The sequence below is a fragment of the Pseudomonas sp. DC1.2 genome (assembly GCF_034351645.1).
Lineage (GTDB): Bacteria > Pseudomonadota > Gammaproteobacteria > Pseudomonadales > Pseudomonadaceae > Aquipseudomonas.
Window position 1 is genome coordinate 3,973,234 of sequence record NZ_CP133782.1, and the last position, 19,907, is coordinate 3,993,140.

General features: G+C 57.9%; 20 protein-coding genes. 2 read left to right on the forward strand and 18 right to left on the reverse strand.

What is annotated here, in order from left to right; translation table 11 throughout:
* Positions 1–136 precede the first annotated feature (136 nt).
* The 15 genes from RHM68_RS17815 to RHM68_RS17885 form a co-directional block, all read right to left on the reverse strand.
* Positions 137–1,105 carry a GTP 3',8-cyclase MoaA gene (locus tag RHM68_RS17815; RefSeq protein ID WP_322217253.1) on the reverse strand — a complete coding sequence of 323 codons (969 nt, stop codon included), beginning with the start codon at positions 1,103–1,105 and terminating at the stop codon, positions 137–139.
* Between the two features lie 141 nt (positions 1,106–1,246).
* Positions 1,247–1,885 carry a TetR/AcrR family transcriptional regulator gene (locus RHM68_RS17820; protein WP_008152317.1) on the reverse strand — a complete coding sequence of 213 codons (639 nt, stop codon included), beginning with the start codon at positions 1,883–1,885 and terminating at the stop codon, positions 1,247–1,249.
* Positions 1,886–2,227: 342 nt separating this feature from the next.
* Positions 2,228–3,013 (reverse strand): TatD family hydrolase, encoded by a 786-nt coding sequence (locus RHM68_RS17825; protein ID WP_322217261.1) that lies wholly within the window; start codon positions 3,011–3,013, stop codon positions 2,228–2,230.
* Positions 3,014–3,028: 15 nt separating this feature from the next.
* On the reverse strand, positions 3,029–3,385 hold the full coding sequence (locus tag RHM68_RS17830; RefSeq protein WP_322217263.1) for a PilZ domain-containing protein: 357 nt from the start codon (positions 3,383–3,385) through the stop codon (positions 3,029–3,031).
* A gap of 42 nt (positions 3,386–3,427) precedes the next feature.
* Entirely contained in the window at positions 3,428–4,417 is a 990-nt protein-coding gene (locus tag RHM68_RS17835; protein ID WP_322217265.1) for a DNA polymerase III subunit delta', read from the reverse strand.
* A complete protein-coding gene (gene tmk / locus RHM68_RS17840; RefSeq protein WP_322217268.1) occupies positions 4,410–5,042 on the reverse strand; it encodes a dTMP kinase in 633 nt (210 codons plus the stop codon). Before tmk ends, RHM68_RS17835 begins: the two co-directional genes overlap by 8 nt.
* Positions 5,043–5,061: 19 nt before the next feature.
* Complete coding sequence (gene mltG, locus RHM68_RS17845) at positions 5,062–6,282, reverse strand: endolytic transglycosylase MltG (protein ID WP_322217271.1); 1,221 nt, start codon at positions 6,280–6,282, stop codon at positions 5,062–5,064.
* A gap of 3 nt (positions 6,283–6,285) precedes the next feature.
* The gene (pabC, locus tag RHM68_RS17850; protein WP_322217274.1) at positions 6,286–7,101 is read right to left on the reverse strand and encodes an aminodeoxychorismate lyase; all 816 of its coding nucleotides are present in this window, start codon (positions 7,099–7,101) and stop codon (positions 6,286–6,288) included.
* Positions 7,101–8,345, reverse strand: a complete 1,245-nt coding sequence (gene fabF, locus RHM68_RS17855; protein WP_322217277.1) for a beta-ketoacyl-ACP synthase II — start codon at positions 8,343–8,345, stop codon at positions 7,101–7,103. Before fabF ends, pabC begins: the two co-directional genes overlap by 1 nt.
* A 108-nt stretch (positions 8,346–8,453) precedes the next feature.
* Positions 8,454–8,690, reverse strand: a complete 237-nt coding sequence (gene acpP, locus RHM68_RS17860; protein WP_322217280.1) for an acyl carrier protein — start codon at positions 8,688–8,690, stop codon at positions 8,454–8,456.
* Between the two features lie 191 nt (positions 8,691–8,881).
* Positions 8,882–9,625 (reverse strand): 3-oxoacyl-ACP reductase FabG, encoded by a 744-nt coding sequence (gene fabG, locus RHM68_RS17865; protein ID WP_322217283.1) that lies wholly within the window; start codon positions 9,623–9,625, stop codon positions 8,882–8,884.
* 16 nt (positions 9,626–9,641) lie between these two features.
* A complete protein-coding gene (fabD, locus tag RHM68_RS17870) occupies positions 9,642–10,580 on the reverse strand; it encodes an ACP S-malonyltransferase (protein WP_322217286.1) in 939 nt (312 codons plus the stop codon).
* A gap of 125 nt (positions 10,581–10,705) precedes the next feature.
* On the reverse strand, positions 10,706–11,716 hold the full coding sequence (plsX, locus tag RHM68_RS17875) for a phosphate acyltransferase PlsX (protein WP_322217289.1): 1,011 nt from the start codon (positions 11,714–11,716) through the stop codon (positions 10,706–10,708).
* Between the two features lie 4 nt (positions 11,717–11,720).
* A complete protein-coding gene (gene rpmF, locus RHM68_RS17880; protein ID WP_008152339.1) occupies positions 11,721–11,903 on the reverse strand; it encodes a 50S ribosomal protein L32 in 183 nt (60 codons plus the stop codon).
* A 13-nt stretch (positions 11,904–11,916) separates the two neighbouring features.
* On the reverse strand, positions 11,917–12,444 hold the full coding sequence (locus RHM68_RS17885) for a YceD family protein (RefSeq protein WP_322217292.1): 528 nt from the start codon (positions 12,442–12,444) through the stop codon (positions 11,917–11,919).
* A gap of 105 nt (positions 12,445–12,549) precedes the next feature.
* Here RHM68_RS17885 and RHM68_RS17890 point away from each other — a divergent pair, with 105 nt between their 5' ends.
* Positions 12,550–13,128, forward strand: a complete 579-nt coding sequence (locus tag RHM68_RS17890; RefSeq protein ID WP_322217296.1) for a nucleoside triphosphate pyrophosphatase — start codon at positions 12,550–12,552, stop codon at positions 13,126–13,128.
* Positions 13,129–13,174: 46 nt separating this feature from the next.
* Here RHM68_RS17890 and sppA read toward each other — a convergent pair whose 3' ends face one another.
* Genes sppA through rluC form a run of 3 tightly spaced genes read right to left on the reverse strand, consistent with a single transcriptional unit; the run spans position 13,175 to position 15,797 of the window.
* Positions 13,175–14,164 carry a signal peptide peptidase SppA gene (gene sppA / locus RHM68_RS17895; protein WP_322217299.1) on the reverse strand — a complete coding sequence of 330 codons (990 nt, stop codon included), beginning with the start codon at positions 14,162–14,164 and terminating at the stop codon, positions 13,175–13,177.
* 24 nt (positions 14,165–14,188) lie between these two features.
* Positions 14,189–14,848 carry an HAD-IA family hydrolase gene (locus RHM68_RS17900; protein ID WP_322217303.1) on the reverse strand — a complete coding sequence of 220 codons (660 nt, stop codon included), beginning with the start codon at positions 14,846–14,848 and terminating at the stop codon, positions 14,189–14,191.
* Positions 14,835–15,797 carry a 23S rRNA pseudouridine(955/2504/2580) synthase RluC gene (rluC, locus tag RHM68_RS17905; protein ID WP_322217306.1) on the reverse strand — a complete coding sequence of 321 codons (963 nt, stop codon included), beginning with the start codon at positions 15,795–15,797 and terminating at the stop codon, positions 14,835–14,837. The genes RHM68_RS17900 and rluC overlap by 14 nt, the downstream gene beginning before the upstream one ends.
* Before the next feature lie 703 nt (positions 15,798–16,500).
* Here rluC and rne point away from each other — a divergent pair.
* Positions 16,501–19,749, forward strand: coding sequence for a ribonuclease E (gene rne / locus RHM68_RS17910; protein WP_322217309.1), 3,249 nt, complete (start codon positions 16,501–16,503; stop codon positions 19,747–19,749).
* Positions 19,750–19,907: the final 158 nt, after the last annotated feature.

Consider the following 19,907-nt stretch of genomic DNA (forward strand, 5'->3'; position numbering starts at 1 on the left):
GGAAAACCGGCGAATGGGCGTTAGATGCAGCTTCCACGCCAGCTCATGAACATCAGGATTTTATAGGCCGCTTTCGCGAACAGGCTCGCGTCCAAAGATGAAAGGTGGGAAAGAGCCAGATCGCGGAGAGGGGCTATCAGCCGCCGATAATTTTCATGATGGTCGCACCACCGGAGAACGCCACTTCCTGCTTGTCCCCCAGCGCTTTCACCAGCAGTCGCTGCAAAGCCGGCAGCGCTTGGTGACGCGGTTTGTCGAGCAGATCGCCGACATAGTGGCGATTACTCGACGACAGGCAGCCATGCAGCCATCCCGTGGACGACAGCCGCAGCCGCGAGCACGTCCGGCAAAACGGCACACTTTCATTGGCAATCACACCGAAATGCCCCTGCCCCGGAATCTCGTAACGCACCGCGGTGGCATCCACCGGGGCATCAGCTTGCAGGTATTCGTAGCGCTCACCAATCAGGCTCAGCAATTGCTGAAGGCTAACAAACTGCTGCAGAAAGGCGTTGGAGTCACTGGCCAGGTGGCCCATGCGCATCAACTCAATGAAGCGCAGCTCATAACCTCGCGCCAGACAGTAATCGAGCAACGGCATGACCTGATCAAGGTTCTGCCCGCGCAAGGGCACCATGTTGATCTTGATCTTGATGCCGGCAGCAGCGGCCTGGTCCATACCATCAAGCACGGTAGCCAGATCGCCGCCACGAGCGATGCTACGGAACCCACTGGCGTCCAGGGTATCGAGGGAAACGTTGATGCGCCGGATACCGGCAGCTAACAGTAGCGGTAGCTTTTTCGCCAGTAACTGACCGTTGGTGGTCAGGCTAATGTCATCAAGCCCCATCTGGCCGACCGCGGTCATGAAAGCCTCGAGTTTGGGACTAACCAGCGGTTCGCCGCCGGTGATGCGCAAACGCTCGATACCGGCGGCTTCGATCAAATACGCGACCCCACGCGCCATGGCCTCGGCCGACAATTCATCCTGCGCAGCCACCAGCCGCTTGCCGTCAGGCACACAGTAGGTACAGGCGTAATTGCAGGCTGAGGTCAGGCTGATTCGCAAATTACGAAAACGCCTGCCTTGACGGTCAACGATCATGAATCACTCCGGCAGAATAAGTTTCGGACCGCCAAAACTTGACTCACAAATCAAGTTTTGGCAAGGCCTAAGCCCGAGTATATTACTGCGGTACTGCGTCATGTAGCGAAATCATGGCGCAATGATGCGAACTGTAGGGATTCAGCTGCTGGGCGTATCGGTATCGCGCTTGCGCTTGTTGCCCATGCGCACGCCAATGTCCATCAGGAACTGGAAGAAACCTTCCTGATCTTCCAGCACATTGCTCCAGAACGGCGAGTGATATAGCGCCACGGCGCCATGCACCAGCGCCCAGGACGCGCAGTAATGGAAATAGGGCGGCACGTCTTCAAGCTTGCCTTCGCTGATCCTGCCTTTGATCAGCAGGGTCAGGCGTTCGAAGTTCGAGGCACGGATCTTGTGCAGTTCCTCGACCATCTCCGGCACCTGATTACCTTTGACCACCTTCTCTTCCAGGCGATCAAACAAGCGGTAGCGTTGCGGGTCACGCATGCGGAATTCGAAGTAGGCCCGGGACAGCGCCTCCTTGTCCTTATCGACATCAGCCGAATGCAGCAACTCGTTCAAATCACGCTCGTAATCGAGCATCAGGCGCAGGTAGATCTCCGCCTTGGATTTGAAGTGCTTATAGATCGTGCCTTTGCCGATACCGACGGCATCAGCAATCATCTCAACGGTGACACTGTCTTCACCTTGGTCGAGGAACAGCTTGAGCGCGGTATCGAGAATTTCTTGCTCGCGGCGACGAAACTCACGGACCTTACGAGGTTCTTTATGCATAAGAAAAGGTCTGTAGGGGTCAAAATTCGAAGCCGCGTATTATGCCTAACTTGCGCAAAAATGCACGGATCATCCGAGCATATCTGTGTTTCTTGATGAAATCGCGCAGGCTCGGCGCTTGATGAGAACTCAACCGAAGCGGCCGTATTCCAAATATGTTTAAAAACCACGGCGGCTAAACTGGACTCGCCGCGATACTGATCAATACTTGAACTGTCGGCGAAGCATCTCCCCCAAGTGTCGCGCCGACAAAGGTACCGAGGGACCGCGTGCCTTTGTTTTACTCCTAATGGTCTTAACCCGGATTCACCCCCCAGAACCCGGGTTTTTTTTGCCTGCGATTCAACCTTTCACATGTGCCAATGAAAACAATCGCTTGAAGTTCTCTGTCGTCTGCTCGGCAAAGCGCTCGTAGGACTCACCGCGCAACATCGCCAGGAACTCCGCCACTTCACGCACGTACTGCGGCAGGTTCGGCTTGCCACGGTACGGAATCGGCGCCAGGTACGGTGAGTCAGTCTCCACCAACAAACGATCAGCGGGTACCTTGCTAGCGACATCACGCAAGGCATCGGCATTGCGAAACGTGACAATCCCGGACAGGGAAATGTAATACCCCATGTCCAGCGCAGCCTTGGCCATGTCCCAATCTTCGGTGAAACAATGCAACACACCGGCCTGCGGCAGCGCCGCCTCACGCAGCAGGGCCAAAGTATCGGCCCTGGCGCCACGGGTGTGGATGATCACCGGTTTGCCAGTCTGCTGAGCCGCCTGCAAGTGCAGACGAAACGACGCCTGCTGCAATTCGGCAGCTTCTGGCTCGTAGTGGTAGTCCAGGCCTGTTTCTCCGATTGCCACCACCCGCGGGTGATCCAGCTCACGCAACAGCCAGTCCAACGCTGGCGCGGCGCCCGGCTGTACATCCAGCGGGTGAACGCCGACGGAACAATCGACGTCCTCATACCGCTCGGCCAGCGCTTTGACGTCGGCGGCATTTTCCACGCTGACCCCGATGCACAGGAAATGCCCGACGCCACGCGCGCGCGCCGCATCCAGGGCAGCATCCAGAGAGCCGTCATGGGCGGCGAGATCGAGGCGGTCAAGGTGACAATGGGAATCTACGAGCATAAAAAGGGCGGCTACTTACATCGTATGAGTGGGACGGTCGGACTTCAGGGCTCCGGCCAAGTGGGTTTCGATGCGACTGCGGGCGGTGTTGTCACCGTCATTGAACTGCACACCGACGCCAGCCGCACGGTTACCTTGAGCACCTTTGGGCGTAATCCAGGCAACTTTGCCGGCGACGGGGATTTTCTCGGCCTCGTCCATCAGGCTCAGCAGCATGAACACCTCGTCGCCCAACTTGTAGCTCTTGTTGGTCGGGATGAACAGGCCACCGTTTTTGATGAACGGCATGTAAGCGGCGTAAAGCACTGATTTGTCCTTGATGGTCAAGGACAAAATGCCATTGCGCGGCCCCGGATTGACGGGTTCATTCATGCTCACCTCCATTGCGGATGATCAGAGTTTAGGCTCAGACGATCATTTGTGGGTAGGCAAGGACACCCACTGCACCAAGAGCGCTTCCAGCAAGAGCGCCGGATTCAGGTTGGCCTTGCTCATGACTTTCTGCCGCTGGGCGAGGATCCAGTCCTGAATATTCAAGACTTTGTCCTGCGCGGTTTTTTGTGCCAGGTATTGAATCACCTTGCGCATATCTGCCAGCCCCAGCCCTGCTTCGTCCTGGGTCAATTGATAACGCAGGATCAGGCTCGACCAATCACAAAACCAATCGAACAACAGCAACATCGGAATGGACTTCCACTCTTCGGCTAACTGCGTGGGCGACTGCTGTTGCTTAAGTAACTTTTTCACGCCCTCAACAACGTTCGCACGTTGTTCGCGCACGCCCTGAGCCTGCAATTTGACAGCGGCCAGCGGCGAACCAGCCGCCAAGGTCAGCAGCTCAACACGCTCTTCTTGCGAGCAATCCGGCAACGCACTGGCCAGCCAGTCAAGGCTCATTGCCTCGCTCGGCAGCGGACAGGCCTGCTGCACACAACGACTCTTTAGGGTCGGCAGCAAACGGCTGGTCTGGTGACTGACCAACAGCAGAACGGTATCGCCGGAAGGCTCTTCAAGGCTCTTGAGCAAGGCATTGGCGGCGTTGATGTTCATCGACTCCACCGGCTCGATCAAGACTACTTTGCGACCGCCCATCTGCGCGGTCTGAACCACGAAGCTGACCAAGTCACGTACCTGATCGACCTTGATCGCCTTATCGGCTTCTTCCGGTTCCAGAATGTAATTGTCGGGATGGCTTCCGGCCCTGAGCAACAGACAGGATTTGCACTGCCCACAGGCCTCATGAGCAGCGTCCGGATGCTTGCACAGCAAGTTGGCCATCAGTCGCTCCGCCAGCGCACGCTTGCCGATCCCGGCCGGGCCATGGAGCAAATAGGCATGGGCATGCTGCGCACGACCGGCCAGATGCTGCCAGAGACTGTCCTGCCACGGATACGCTTCAGCCACGAGCCAACTCCAGCAGACGCGGCAGCAAGGCATCCAGCGACCGCTGAACCTGCGGCAGAGGCTGGGCGGCGTCCACCCGCACGTAACGCGCGGGATCAGCCTCAGCGCGCGTCAAGAACGCACTGCGCACAGCATCGAAAAAGGCGCGCCCCTCAAGCTCGAAGCGATCCAGGCGACCGCGCGCACTGGCGCGAGCCAGGCCCACTTCCACCGGCAAATCGAAAATCAGCGTCAGGTCCGGGCGCAAGTCGCCCTGGACGAACGATTCCAGCGTTGCGATGCGCGCCAGGGACAAACCGCGACCGCCCCCCTGATAGGCGTAAGTCGAGTCGGTAAAACGGTCACACAACACGACCGCGCCACGCGCCAGCGCAGGACGGATCACCTCGGCCAGATGCTGGGCGCGAGCGGCAAACACCAGCAACAACTCGGTGTCGGGGTTCATGACTTCGTCCACCGGCGCCAACAGGACTTCGCGGATGCGCTCGGCCAATGGCGTACCACCGGGCTCGCGAGTCAGCAGCACCTCGATACCGGCGGCGCGGAGGCGCTCGGCCAGGTATTCGCGGTTGGTACTCTTGCCAGCGCCTTCCGGGCCTTCCAGGGTAATAAACAAGCCAGTCACAGGCAGTCCTTAGTCAGAGTCATTGCGGGCTTTGCGGCACGGGTGCGGGCGCGGCGTCTTTCGGCGCAACGGGCGGCGAAGTTTCCGGGGCTGACGAAGGTGCGGGCGCAGGTTCTTGCGCTGGCACCTGCGGCAGCATATCGGGTGCCGTGTCCGGGGACGCCGCTGGAATCGCTGCCTTGGCTTGCGGCACCACGGGCGTATTGGCCGGGGCAGGGCTTGAGCGGTAATCGGCACGGCGTTTCAGCTGAAACTCGCGTACCGCCGTATTGTGAGCGTCGAGGTCATCGGAGAACACATGGCTACCATCGCCTCGCGCCACAAAATACAGACTGTTGCCCGCCACCGGATTGAGTGCCGCATGGATCGCCTCGCGGCCGACCATCGCAATCGGCGTCGGCGGCAACCCTGAAATTACGTAGGTGTTATACGGCGTCGCTTCCTTGAGATGCGCGCGGGTCAATTTGCCCTGATAACGATCACCCAGACCATAAATCACCGTCGGGTCAGTTTGCAGCAACATGCCCATCGCCAGCCGCCTCACAAAAACGCCGGCGATTTGCCCACGCTCCTGCGGCACGCCTGTCTCTTTCTCTACCAACGAGGCCATGATCAACGCTTGATAGGGCTCGGTGTACGGCACGTCTGCGGCACGCTTGTCCCACTCTTTGACGAGCACTTCATCGAGGCGATCGTAGGCCTTCTTCAGCAGTTCAGCGTCGGACATGCCACGCACAAAGCTGTAGGTGTCCGGAAAGAAGCGCCCCTCCGGGAAAACCCCGGCATGGCCGAGCTTATCCATCACCTGACTGTCGCTCAAACCGCTCAGTGTTTGTTTGAGCTTGTCATCCTTGGCCAGCGCTGCACGGACCTGATGAAAATTCCAGCCCTCGACCAGAGTCACGTTGTACTGGACCACTTCACCACGCTTCCACAGACCGATCAGACCCTCCACGGTCATGCCGGGAAGCATGCGGTATTCACCACTATGGATCGGCGTGCCTGCCAGATTGAAGCGCCAATAAAGGCGTAACCAGAAGGCGTCCTTGATCACACCGTCGCTTTCAAGTCGGATGAAGGTGCCAATCGGCGTTGAGCCTTTGGACACGTCCAGCAGTTCTTCCTGGGTGATATTCAGCGACTGTTCCAACGCCGAATGAATTTTCCAGTCCGAAGCGCCTAACAGTAATCCGGCCAGAACCAGGCCGGTTTCCAGCAGCAGCAAGAGTTTACGTCTCACGTATCAAGCATCCAGTAGCGCGCGGGCAATGACTTGGAGTTTACGGGTGAGCGGGCCAACCGGCCAGCTCAGTGCTGCATAGGCGCGCACCGGCCAAACGCCATACACGCTGTTGCAAACAAAAACTTCATCGGCCCATTGCAGCTGTTCAAGGGTAATGTCGGTGATTTGCGTGGTAATTCCCGATGACTCGGCTTGAAACAATAATTCAGCGCGCATGACACCAGCCACACCGCAGCGCTTGAGATCGGCGGTGGTCAGCACACCGTTGCGCACCAGGAATAAATTACTGTAAACGCCCTCGATGACGCGCCCGGCCTGATCCAGCATCAAACCTTCGGCATGATCGCAATCCCGCCATTCGGAGCGTGCGATGACCTGCTCCAGACGATTCAGATGCTTGAGGCCCGCAAGCAATGGCTGATGGGAAAGCCGTGTCGCACAAGGGAAAAGGCGCACGCCTTGCTCAGCGTTGTCAGGAGGATAAAGCGCAGGGGGATTACCGATAAAAATGCGTCGGGCCGCCGCCGATGGGTCGGGCGCGTAACCGCGCAGACTATCGCCGCGAGTGACGATAAGTTTGAGCACCCCTGCACCCATATTTTGGGCATAGGCCTGCAGCTCAGCGCCTAACGCCACCCAATCGACATTGATCGCCAATCGTTTGCAGCCTAACGCCAAGCGCTGCAAATGACGCTCCAGCAGCACTGGAGAACCGTCGCGCACAGCAATCGTCTCGAACAGACCATCACCGTAAGCCAGGCCGCGATCCTTCAGCGACAAAGCGTCGGCTGGCTGACCGTCGACCCAGCTGTCCATCAGCCTGCGAACCGACGAAACACCAGCGAGCCGTTGGTTCCGCCAAACCCGAAGGAGTTGGACAACACCACATCAATAGCCATGTTGCGCGCGGTATGCGGCACGAAGTCGAGGTCGCAACCTTCGTCCGGCTCATCCAGATTGATGGTCGCGGGAGCAACCTGACTGTTGATCGCCAGCACACTGAAGATAGCCTCGACCGCGCCCGCCGCACCCAACAGGTGGCCGGTCATTGACTTCGTCGAACTGACCGCCAGCTTGTAAGCGTGATCACCAAACACCGACTTGATTGCACAGGATTCGGCGAGGTCACCCGCCGAGGTCGATGTACCGTGAGCATTGACGTATTGGACTTGATCGCCATTGATCCTGGCGTCGCGCAAAGCATTGGTGATGCAGCGCGCAGCACCGGCACCATCGGCCGGTGGCGACGTCATGTGGTAGGCATCGCCACTGGTGCCGAAACCAATCAGCTCGGCGTAAATAGTCGCGCCGCGAGCCTTGGCATGCTCCAGCTCTTCGAGCACCAGCGCACCAGCGCCGTCGGAGAGTACAAAACCATCACGCCCCTTGTCCCACGGACGGCTGGCGCGGGTGGGCTCGTCGTTACGGGTAGACAACGCGCGGGAGGCACCAAAGCCCCCCATGCCCAAACCGCAAGCCGCCATCTCGGCGCCGCCGGCAATCATTACGTCAGCTTCGTCGTACATGATGTTGCGGGCTGCCATGCCAATACAGTGCGTACCGGTGGTACACGCGGTGGAGATGGCGTAGTTAGGTCCCTGTGCCCCCAAGTGGATGGACAGGAAACCGGAAATCATATTGATGATCGAGCCAGGCACGAAGAACGGTGAAATTCGACGGGGGCCAGAATCATGCAGCGTGCGGGCGGTTTCCTCGATATTGGTCAAACCGCCAATACCCGACCCCATCGCCACGCCAATGCGCTCACGGTTGGCGTCAGTGACTTCCAGACCGGAATTACGCACCGCCTGAAACCCTGCGGCCAGACCGTATTGAATAAACAGGTCGAGCTTTCGAGCCTCCTTGACCGACAGGTATTCCTCGACATTGAAGCCCTTTACCGAGCCGCCAAAACGGGTGGAATAGGCAGAAAGGTCGGTGTGTTCGATCAGACCAATGCCACTGCGGCCAGCCAGAATGCCCTGCCAACTGCTCGGCACATCCGTGCCCAGTGGCGACAACATACCCATACCGGTGACTACGACGCGTCTACGCGACACAGCACTCTCCTTTTTCAAATGACGATTTTGCATCAGACCTAAAGAAAAAACCGCACGCCATGATGGCAGTGCGGTTTTTCCATGACAGCAAGCAACGATTACAAGCTATTAAGCCTGGTGGTTAGTAACGTAATCGATTGCAGCTTGTACAGTAGTGATCTTCTCAGCTTCTTCGTCAGGGATTTCGGTCTCGAATTCCTCTTCCAGAGCCATCACCAGCTCAACGGTGTCAAGGGAGTCGGCACCTAGGTCTTCAACGAAGGAAGCAGTGTTAACCACTTCTTCGTCTTTAACACCCAGTTGCTCAGCAACGATTTTCTTGACGCGCTCTTCGATGGTGCTCATACCTTGTTTTCACTCCTAATGGACAAATTCAGGCAGCTGGCCGGTGGGTAAGTGTATAGAAAGACTTTTCAGCTTTTCAACTGAAAGCTTCACTCCTCAAACCCTGCGACCCTCTGCCTATAAATAGATTGCAGCTTTATAACGGATTTTAGACAGCTCGTATGACATTTTTTTGAAGCGATCCGTCACATTTAACTCATGTACATCCCGCCGTTTACCGGGATTGTAGCCCCAGTAACGTATGCCGCACCGTCGGATGCAAGAAAAGCGACCACCGATGCGATCTCTTGAGCTTGCCCCAGACGGCCCAGCGGAATCTGCGTTTGCAAGGCTTCACGCTGCGCCTCGGGCAGTTCGCGGGTCATATCGGTGTCGATGAACCCTGGGGCCACCGAGTTTACCGTAATGGAACGCGAACCGACCTCACGCGCCAATGCACGGCTGAAACCTTCCAGGCCGGCCTTGGCGGCGGCGTAGTTTACTTGGCCTGCGTTGCCCATGGCACCCACTACCGAGCCAATACTGATAATTCGTCCCCAACGGGCCTTGGTCATACCACGCAAAACACCCTTGGACAGGCGGAACAGACTGTTCAAGTTGGTATCGACGACATCATGCCATTCGTCATCTTTCATGCGCATCATCAGGTTATCGCGGGTGATACCGGCATTGTTGACCAGGATCGCCGGCGCCCCGAATTGTGCCTGGATGCTCGCCAACACCGCTGCCACGGACTCGTCACTCGTGACATTGAGTTCCAGCCCCGTGCCTTCGATACCCTGTTCTTTCAGGGTAGCGGCGATTTTCTCGGCACCTGAGGCAGAGGTAGCGGTGCCAATAACGATGGCGCCCTGACGACCCAGCTCCAGAGCAATAGCCTGGCCGATGCCACGGCTCGCGCCGGTGACCAATGCAACTTTACCTTGCAGACTCATGCAAGCTTCTCCTGGTTCAGGCCAACGCTGCGCGGGCGGCAGCGAAAGCGTCTGGGGTATTAAGATTGGAAGTCGACACGCCTTCGGCGCAGCGCTTGTTCAGACCGGCCAGGACTTTGCCTGGGCCACACTCGACCAATTGCGTCGCGCCCTTGGCCGCGAGAACCTGAACAGATTCGACCCAGCGCACAGGCTTATAGAGTTGCTCAAGCAGATCGCGCTTGAGGGTTTCCAAGTCCGCCGGCACGCCAGCACTGACGTTTTGCACGACTGGAATCTGCGGCGCTTGCCAGTTAATGGCAGCGATTGAATCGGCAAAACGCTCCGCAGCAGGACGCATCAACTCACAGTGAGATGGAACGCTGACCGGCAAGGGCATGGCGCGCTTGGCACCTCGCGCTTTGCAGCCCTCAATGGCACGCTCGACCGCCGCCTTGGCACCCGCGATAACGACTTGGCCCGGAGAGTTGAAATTGACCGCACTGACCACCTCGCCTTGCGCTGCCTCAGCACAGGCGGCCAGGACGTCAGCATCGTCCAGACCGAGGATAGCGGCCATGCCGCCCTGCCCCGCCGGAACGGCTTCCTGCATCAACTGACCACGACGCTCTACCAGTTTCACCGCGTCGCCAAGACTCAGGCTGCCCGCCGCAACCAAGGCGCTGTATTCGCCCAGACTGTGACCGGCAACATAAGCCGGACGCGCACCACCTTCGGCCAGCCACAGACGCCACAGGGCGATCGAGGCGGTCAGAATGGCAGGCTGGGTTTTATCGGTTTGGTTGAGTTGCTCTTCCGGCCCTTGCTGGGTCAACGCCCAAAGGTCGTAACCCAGAGCATCGGAAGCTTCTTTAAATGTTTCGAGGACCACCGGATGTTGCGCGCCCAACTCGGCCAGCATGCCGAGGGACTGCGAACCCTGTCCTGGAAAGACGAATGCGAGGGAAGCAGACATGTAACAAGCCCCTAATGATCTTGTCGTCGGTGAATTGACGTCCCGCCTTGGGGACGCAAGAAACTGACAGTTGGATGGCCAATTGAACTGAGCGGTCACATTTAAGCATTGTCCGACGAAAACGCCTAAGGCAACAAATCCTCCAGACGACCGTGAAGCCGCTGCGGGAGGTTTTCCTGGATCTCGATCAGGGCTCGCGAAATCGCACTCTGGAAACCTTGAACGCCAGCGGAACCATGACTTTTCACCACGATGCCTTGCAAACCTAAAAAGCTTGCGCCGTTGTGTCGCGCCGGCGCCAGATCCGCCTGGAGGCGCCTCATCATTGGCAGCGCCAGCGCGCCAACCACGCGCGAAGCGAGGTTTTTCTTGAACAAGGCTTCGATGCGCCCGGCAATCATGGTCGCCAGCCCCTCGCTGGACTTGAGCAGAATGTTACCGACAAAGCCGTCACACACCACCACATCCGCCTCACCACGGTACAGACCGTCACCTTCGACAAAACCGATGTAGTTAATACCACGGGCACTTTGCAACAAGGTTGCAGCCAGCTTGACCTGCTGATTGCCCTTGATGTCTTCAGTGCCGATGTTCAACAGCGCCACACGGGGACGAACAATGCCCAGGGTTTCCGCCGCCACCGAGCCCATGATTGCGAACTGCAACAGATGCTCGGCACTGCAATCGACATTGGCGCCCAGGTCGAGCAACTGGCAATAACCCGTCTGGGTTGGAATAGCCGCAACCATCGCCGGCCTATCGATACCCGGCAAGGTTTTGAGCACAAACCTCGACAACGCCATCAACGCACCGGTATTACCCGCACTGACACAGGCCTGGACCTTACCGTCACGCAGCAGCTCAAGCGCAACGCGCATCGACGAATCAGGCTTGCCACGCAAAGCCTGGGCTGGTTTTTCGTCCATGGTAATAACTTCGGTCGCCGGCACAATCGACAGCCGAGCACGATCCACAGCCGATTGGCCATAGAGCAATTCTTCTAATAGAGAGGGTTGACCGACAAGGGTCAGATGCAACGAGGGCGTAGCAGACAGACAAGCGAGGCTGGCCTGAACAATGTTGCGGGGACCGAAGTCCCCGCCCATTGCGTCAATCGCGATGATCGAAGCGGACAAGTAATTACTCGTCAGCGCCTTTATCGATCACTTTGCGACCACGGTATACGCCTTCTGGCGATACGTGGTGACGCAGGTGAATTTCACCTGTGGTTTTTTCTACAGACAGAGTGCTAGCCGTAAGGGCGTCGTGCGAACGACGCATGTCACGGGCAGAGCGGGATTTTTTGTTCTGCTGAACAGCCATAATTGATTAACTCCTAAACGTTTGGGTCACGCTTTAACTGCGCCAATACACTGAACGGGTTGGACCGCGTTATCTCGTTCTCGCTCGGTTCGGGCTCATCGAGACCCGCCGGCTGCTGGCATTCTTCCGGATGATGAGCAGGCACAATGGGCAAGGCAAGCAAAAGCTCCTCCTCGATCAGTGACTGCAGATCCAAAGGATCTTCGCCCAGTTCCAGCACGTCATAACCTTTCGGCAACGACTGGGTATTCGCACCCTCTTTCACCACAGCATAACTGCATTCGCTGTGGATCGGCAGGGTGACCAGCTCAAGACAACGCTGGCAAACCATTTTGACCTCGGTGTCGATAAAGCTGTGGATGACCACAGATTTACGTTCATCTCGTTCAAAAACGAATTTAGCCTGCACCGTACCGACAGTGTCGGAAAGCGGGTCGCAGAGTCTCTTCAAATCGGCCAGGAGCACTTCCCCTTGAAGGGTGGTGCCGCGATCAGCCAATTTGCGCGGGTCAACGTGAGGTGGAATCGGGTCATTCAACATAGGCGCAGCATTATAGGGATGCACCCAGCCATGTCAAAGGAAATTCAGCCCTGTGCGCCACTTGGAAGCCCCGCTAGAATTCGAGCCTGCCTTTTGGAGTTGCGCATGCTGCCCTTATTACTCGCTTCAAGCTCGGTATATCGCCGCCAATTACTGGCTCGCCTACAGCTGTCGTTCACGTACAGCTCACCCGATATCGACGAAAGTCATCGCCCCGGCGAGTCGGCCATTGATCTGGTAAAACGCCTCGCCCAAGAAAAAGCCAAGGCACTTGCCGATAGCCATCCCGCCCATCTGATCATCGGATCGGATCAAGTTGCGGTGCTCGGCGACAGGATTATCGGCAAACCTCACACCTTCGAAAACGCCCGCGAGCAATTGCTCGCATCAAGCGGCACCAGCGTGACTTTCCTGACCGGCCTTGCACTACTGAATAGCCAGACCGGCCACTGCCAAGTCGACTGCGTACCTTTCACGGTACACATGCGCGCACTCGACACCGCTCACATCGAACGCTACCTGCGCACCGAAACGCCCTACGACTGCGCTGGCAGCTTCAAAGCCGAAGGTTTGGGGGTGAGCCTGTTTCAACGCACAGAGGGCCCTGACGCCACCGCCCTGATCGGCCTGCCGCTAATTCGACTGATCGACATGCTACTGGCCGAAGGCGTGCAAATCCCTTAAACGGAAAAACCGGCACAAAGGCCGGTTCTCTAAAGCCTCCGGCAAGTCAGCGCAATGCTGGCCCCTGAAAACCCATCCACATCGCCAACTGCTCAGCCACACTCGCGCCAAGCTTTTTCGAGAAGCGATCGAACGTTGATTCCTGAACAGTAAAGTCGACCAATTCTTTTTCGCCAATCACATCACGAGCGACTGAACTGGCATTACCCAGACCGTCGATCAAGCCGAGCGGCAAGGCCTGCTCACCCGACCAGACCAACCCGGAGAACAACTCAGGATGTTCCTTATCCTTGAGGCGATCGCCACGCCCCTTCTTCACGCTATTAATGAATTGCTGGTGGGTGGTATCAAGCACACCCTGCCAGAATTGAGTTTCATCAGGCTTCTGCGGCTGAAACGGATCAAGGAACGACTTGTGCTCGCCCGAGGTGTAGGTGCGACGCTCAACCCCTAGCTTCTCCATGGTCCCGACAAACCCGTAACCGGCCGCCGTCACACCAATCGAACCCACCAGGCTGGCCTTGTCGGCGTAGATTTGGTCTGCCGCACTCGCAATGTAATAAGCACCAGAAGCGCCCAGATCGGAAATCACCGCATAAACCTTGACCTGAGGGTGCAGAGCGCGCAAACGAACAATCTCGTCATACACATAACCCGACTGCACCGGACTGCCACCCGGGCTGTTGATGCGCAGAATCACGCCCTTGACCTTGGTATCTTCGAAAGCCGAACGCAGACTGCCAACGATATTGTCGGCGCTCGCCGACTCTTTATCGGCAATCACACCGGTCACGTTGATCAGCGCGGTATAGCCGGAACCGCGAGTGGCGCTTTTTTCCATGTCCATCAGCGGCGTAAACATCACCAACGCGACAAACAGGTACACAAACGTCAGCAGCTTGAAGAAAATCCCCCAGCGACGTGAGCGGCGCTGCTCCTGCACGCCAGCCAGCAGCGTTTTTTCCAGCAGCTTCCAGCTCTTCTCGTCACCGCCTTCAGCGCTTGCCTTGGCAGGCGCTTTCCATTCGTCGGTCATACCATCCACCCCAGCAAAAACGTATTAAGCCTGACGTAGCCAGGCGCGCAATTCTGAAAAACGATCAATCGACAGTCGCGGCTCGAACAACTTCAGCGCCTCTATAGATTGGGCGCCATAGCTGACCGCCACAGAATCCATGCCAGCGTTGCGCGCCATCTGTAGATCGAAGGACGAATCCCCAACCATCAGCGCGTGCTCCGGACGCACATCGCAATGCGCCAGAATCTGCTCAAGCATAAGAGGGTCAGGTTTACTGGCAGTTTCATCAGCAGCACAGGTGATATCAAAATAATTTTCCCAACCGTGCGCCTTCAACACCCGGTCCAGCCCACGACGCGCTTTGCCGGTCGCGACCGCCAGGTGATAACCGTCAGCACGAAACGCCGCCATCGACTCGACAACACCCTCAAACAGCGGGGAAGGCACCGCCTCGGACGCAATGTAGTGATCGGCGTAGTGTTCACGGAACCTGACCAGCTCAGCGTGACTGATCTGCGGGTACAACGTGCGGATCGCCTCCGGCAACCCCAGCCCGATAATGCCTTTGACTGCAAAATCATCGCACAACTGAAACCCGGAACGCTGGGACGCAACGTGCATGGCCTCGACAATCCGGCCAATGGAGTCAGCCAGCGTGCCGTCCCAGTCAAAGATCAGCAATTTGTATTCAGATGGGTGCACTCAGGCGCTCCACGGTTTTAGCCCACATATCATCCACCGGCGCCTGCAACTTCAACTCTCCACCATCAGGCAGCGGCACGGTCAGCATGTAGGCGTGCAAGAACAAACGCTTTCCGCCCAAGTCACGAATTTCCTTGCTGAAATCGTCATCGCCATACTTGGTGTCGCCAGCAATACAGTGCCCAGCGTGCAGCGTGTGAACGCGAATCTGGTGAGTCCGTCCGGTGATCGGCTTGGCTTCGATCAGGGTGGCAAAGTCGCCGAAGCGCCGCAGGACCTTAAACACGGTCACAGACTCCTTACCCTCTTCCTCGTCGACCTCAACCATGCGCTCGCCAGAGCGCAGATTGCTCTTGCCCAGCGGCGCACGAACTTGTTTTATTGACGCCGCCCAGTTACCGCGCACCAACGCCATATAACGCTTATCGATGCCATCGCCACGCAACGCCGTGTGCAAATGACGCAACATACTGCGCTTTTTGGCAATCATCAGAAGGCCGGAAGTATCACGGTCGAGGCGGTGAACCAGTTCGAGCTCTTTGCAATCTGGACGCAACTGACGAAAAGCTTCGATCACGCCGTAGGTCAAGCCACTGCCACCATGAACCGCAATTCCGCAAGGTTTGTTGATCACAATCAGCGCTTTGTCTTCGAAGACAATCGAGGCTTCGAGGCGCTGCAAAAGACCCTGCGCCAACGGCACAGGCTCGTCGCGCTCAGGCACGCGAACCGGCGGCACGCGCACGATATCGCCCGCTTGCAGCTTATATTCGGGTTTGATCCGTCCCTTGTTAACGCGCACTTCGCCCTTGCGCAAAATGCGGTAAATCAAGGTCTTGGGCACACCCTTGAGCCGGGCGAGAAGGAAGTTATCAATGCGCTGGCCGGCATATTCCGGCGAGACCTCCAGCAGTTGTACGGCTGGGGTCGGAGGGGCTGTAGTCGTCATGGCGCGGATGATAACAATTTTTTATGGAATTGAAGCACTTAATCATTGCTGCTATAGTCGCGAAACCCGCCAAAAGCGGCCTGGACAGCGGACTAACGGTCAAAAACCGGCCCTGACCAACGCAATTCACCAGGACGCGAGGCCGTCCTACGGGGCTTTCGCTACGTAACGGTGGAGTTTGCAGGTGTAACGAGCGCAGGTGACATGAGGCCTGAATCAAGCGGCAAAGCAGAGTTTTCACTCGCCTTGCGAGCCAATATTCATGGCCAGTTCACAAAGTGCAGTCAGCTGCGAATGACCCCGAGCGAACGCTTCGGAAACAACGCCTAAATTAGCCATGATGCGTGACCTCCCCTTTCGGAGTTCACGGTAAATGCCAACCCGCTGCGGATTCTGCGCGCGGCAGCACCCGAATTATCAGGGATACGTGTAGGGTGGAGATGCACAACCGCTGGACTGTGTAGCAATAGGCTTTATCAAGACGCTTCATCTCGTCCACAGCCGCTGGTTGATTCCTCCTCCTGACTGAGTGCTTAAGTAGCCACAGCAAGCAGGACGCGTACGTCGCGATGCCGGCCCACATTGGCCGGACCTCGCTAGACACTGGAGTGTCCAACCACACTCCTGACGCACCTGACACCGACCGTGAGAAGTCGTGTGTGCCGAACGCCGTTTCCGGCAGCCCGGAAACCGACGGTACTACATGAAAAGAATGCTGATTAACGCAACTCAACCCGAAGAGTTGCGTGTTGCACTGGTAGATGGCCAACGCCTCTACGACCTGGACATCGAATCCGGTGCACGCGAGCAGAAGAAGGCCAACATCTATAAAGGCCGGATTACTCGCATCGAACCAAGCCTTGAGGCTGCCTTTGTCGATTTCGGCTCTGAGCGCCACGGCTTCCTGCCCCTCAAAGAAATCTCCCGCGAATACTTCAAGAAAGCCCCTGAAGGCCGCGTGAACATTAAGGACGTCTTGACCGAAGGCCAGGAAGTCATTGTTCAGGTAGAAAAAGAAGAACGTGGCAACAAGGGCGCAGCCCTGACCACCTTCATCAGCCTGGCCGGTCGTTACCTCGTCCTGATGCCGAACAACCCGCGTGCCGGCGGCATCTCCCGTCGCATTGAAGGCGAAGAGCGCAATGAGTTGCGTGAAGCCCTGAATGGTCTGGTAGCACCAGCCGACATGGGCCTGATCGTCCGCACTGCCGGCCTTGGCCGCAGCAGCGAAGAAATGCAATGGGACCTCGACTACCTGCTGCAGCTCTGGACCGCGATCAAAGAAGCTTCGCTGGACCGTTCCGCGCCATTCCTGATCTACCAGGAAAGCAACGTGATCATCCGCGCTATCCGCGATTACCTGCGCCAGGACATTGGCGAAGTGTTGATCGACAGCGTTGAAGCCCAGGACGAAGCCCTGACCTTCATTCGCCAGGTAATGCCGCAGTACGCCAGCAAGATCAAGCTGTACGAAGACAGCGTTCCGCTGTTCAACCGTTTCCAGATCGAAAGCCAGATTGAGACCGCCTTCCAGCGCGTCGTCGAACTGCCTTCCGGTGGTTCCATCGTTATCGATCCAACCGAAGCACTGGTGTCCATCGACATCAACTCGGCGCGCGCTACCAAAGGCAGCGACATCGAAGAAACCGCCCTGCAGACCAACCTTGAAGCTGCCGAAGAAATCGCCCGTCAGTTGCGCCTGCGCGACATCGGCGGCCTGATCGTCATCGACTTCATCGACATGACCCCTGCCAAAAACCAGCGCGCCGTGGAAGAGAAAGTCCGCGAATGCCTGGAGGCCGACCGCGCTCGCGTGCAAGTCGGTCGCATCTCGCGCTTCGGCCTTCTGGAAATGTCGCGTCAGCGTCTGCGTCCATCGCTCGGCGAAAGCAGCGGCATCGTTTGCCCGCGCTGCAACGGCACCGGCATTATCCGTGACGTTGAATCGCTGTCTCTGGCGATTCTGCGCTTGATTGAAGAAGAAGCACTGAAAGACCGCACCGCCGAAGTGCGCGCCCAAGTGCCGATCCCGGTCGCTGCATTCTTGCTTAACGAAAAACGCAACTCGATCACCAAGATCGAACTGCGCACTCGCGCCCGCATCGTCATCCTGCCGAACGATCACCTCGAAACGCCGCACTTCGAAGTTCAGCGTCTGCGCGATGACAGCCCGGAAGCGCACGTCAATCAGTCCAGCTACGAAATCGCTGCCGCTGCCGCTGAAGTAGAAGAAGTCCAGCCAGCCGCCGCGACCCGTACCCTGGTTCGCCAGGAAGCTGCGGTCAAGACTGCGCCGGTACGTGCCAATGCTCCGGTTCCGACCGAAGTTGCCGCGCCTGCCCCGGTTGCTGCACCGGCTGCCGTGCCAGAGCCTAGCCTGTTCAAAGGCCTGGTGAAGTCGCTGGTCAGCCTGTTCGCTACCAAGGAAGAGCCTGTCGCGCCGGTTGTTGTTGAGAAGCCAGCCACAGAGCGTCCGGCCCGTAACGAAGAGCGTCGTAATGGTCGTCAACAGAGCCGCAACCGTAATGGTCGCCGCGATGAAGAACGCAAGCCTCGCGAGGAACGTGCTCCGCGTGAAGAACGCGCACCACGCGAAGAGCGCCAACCACGCGAAGCCCGTGAAGAGACCAGCACTCCAGTCGTTGCTCGCGAAGAGCGCGCTCCACGCGCCTCTCGTGAAGAACGTGCGCCGCGCGCTCCACGTGAAGATCGCAAACCACGTGGCGATCGCGAAGAGCGTCCGGTTCGTGAATTGCGCGAACCACTGGATGCTCCGGCTGCTCCAGTTGCTGCGACTGCTGTCGCCGCCGCTGAAGAGCGTCCAGCACGCCAGCCACGCGAAGAACGCGCACCACGCGCACCGCGTGAAGAACGTCAACCGCGTGCCGAACAAGCCGCTGCTGCCGTAACAGAAGAAGAAGAGCTGACCACCAACGAAGAGCAGTTGCAGGACGATGGCCAGGACAACGCCGAAGGCGATCGTCCACGCCGCCGCTCCCGTGGCCAGCGTCGTCGCAGCAACCGTCGCGAGCGTCAACGTGATGCCAACGGCAACGTGATCGAAGGTTCGGAAGAATCCGAATCCGCCGAAGGCGAAGCCAGCGAAAGCAACGAAGCGCCAAGCGCTGCCGATCTGGCCGCTGGCCTGGCTGTAACAGCAGCCGTTGCCAGCACCGTGATCAGCGCACCGGCTGAAGCCCAGGCTCACGAGCAGGCCGAACGCGCCACCGCTGCCGTGCAGGAAACTGCCCCGGTAGAAGCGCCAGTTGTTGAAGCAACTACTCCGGTAGAAGCTCCAGCCGCTCCCGAAGTTGAAGTGGCGCCGGTTCGTGAAGCACAGCCTGAAGTTCAAGCTGTTGCAGAGCCTGCTGTCGTCGCTGAGCCAATGATTGTCGCCGAACCGGTTGTAGAAACTGTTAGCGAAACAGTGACTGAAACTGTGCGCGAAGTGCGTGAAGAGCAAACCGCGTTCAACTGGGTTGCCGAGCCAGCCGCCGCCGAGCCAGTGATCGAAGCACCAGCGCCAGTCGTTGAAGCTACGGTTGTTGAAACTCCGGTGGCGCCAGCGATCATCGCCGAACCCGTTGTTGCTGCTGAGCCAGCTCCGGTGGTTGAAGCACCGGTTGCAGCCGAAGTGATTGCGCCAGTCGTCGAAGCCGCCCCGGTCAGTGCCTTGACCGAAAATGGCCGTGCGCCGAACGACCCGCGTGAAGTACGTCGTCGCCAGCGCGAAGCGAAGGAAGCTGCACTGGCTGCCGCCGCGGCACCTGCTGCTGTCGAGCCAGCAGCGGCCGTCGCTGAAGTGGTCGAGGCAGCACCTGCCCCCGCGGCCGAAGTCACTGCCGAACCGGCTGACGCGGTGATTCACGAAGCACCACGCTCCGTTCAGGAAGAGGTAGAGCAACATGAGCAAGCCCTGGAAAAAGAGCACGAGCCTAAACCCCTCGTCTGATTCCATCGGCTAATAAAAAGCCCCGCCTGGTGATCCAGGCGGGGCCTTTTTATGTCTGTCTGTTTATCCCATAGACCGAATTGCCTTCACTCTAGAGCAAGCTTCCAAGAGGTATAGCGCCGGCCAACAATGCCAATCCAGGAACAACGTGCTCGCAA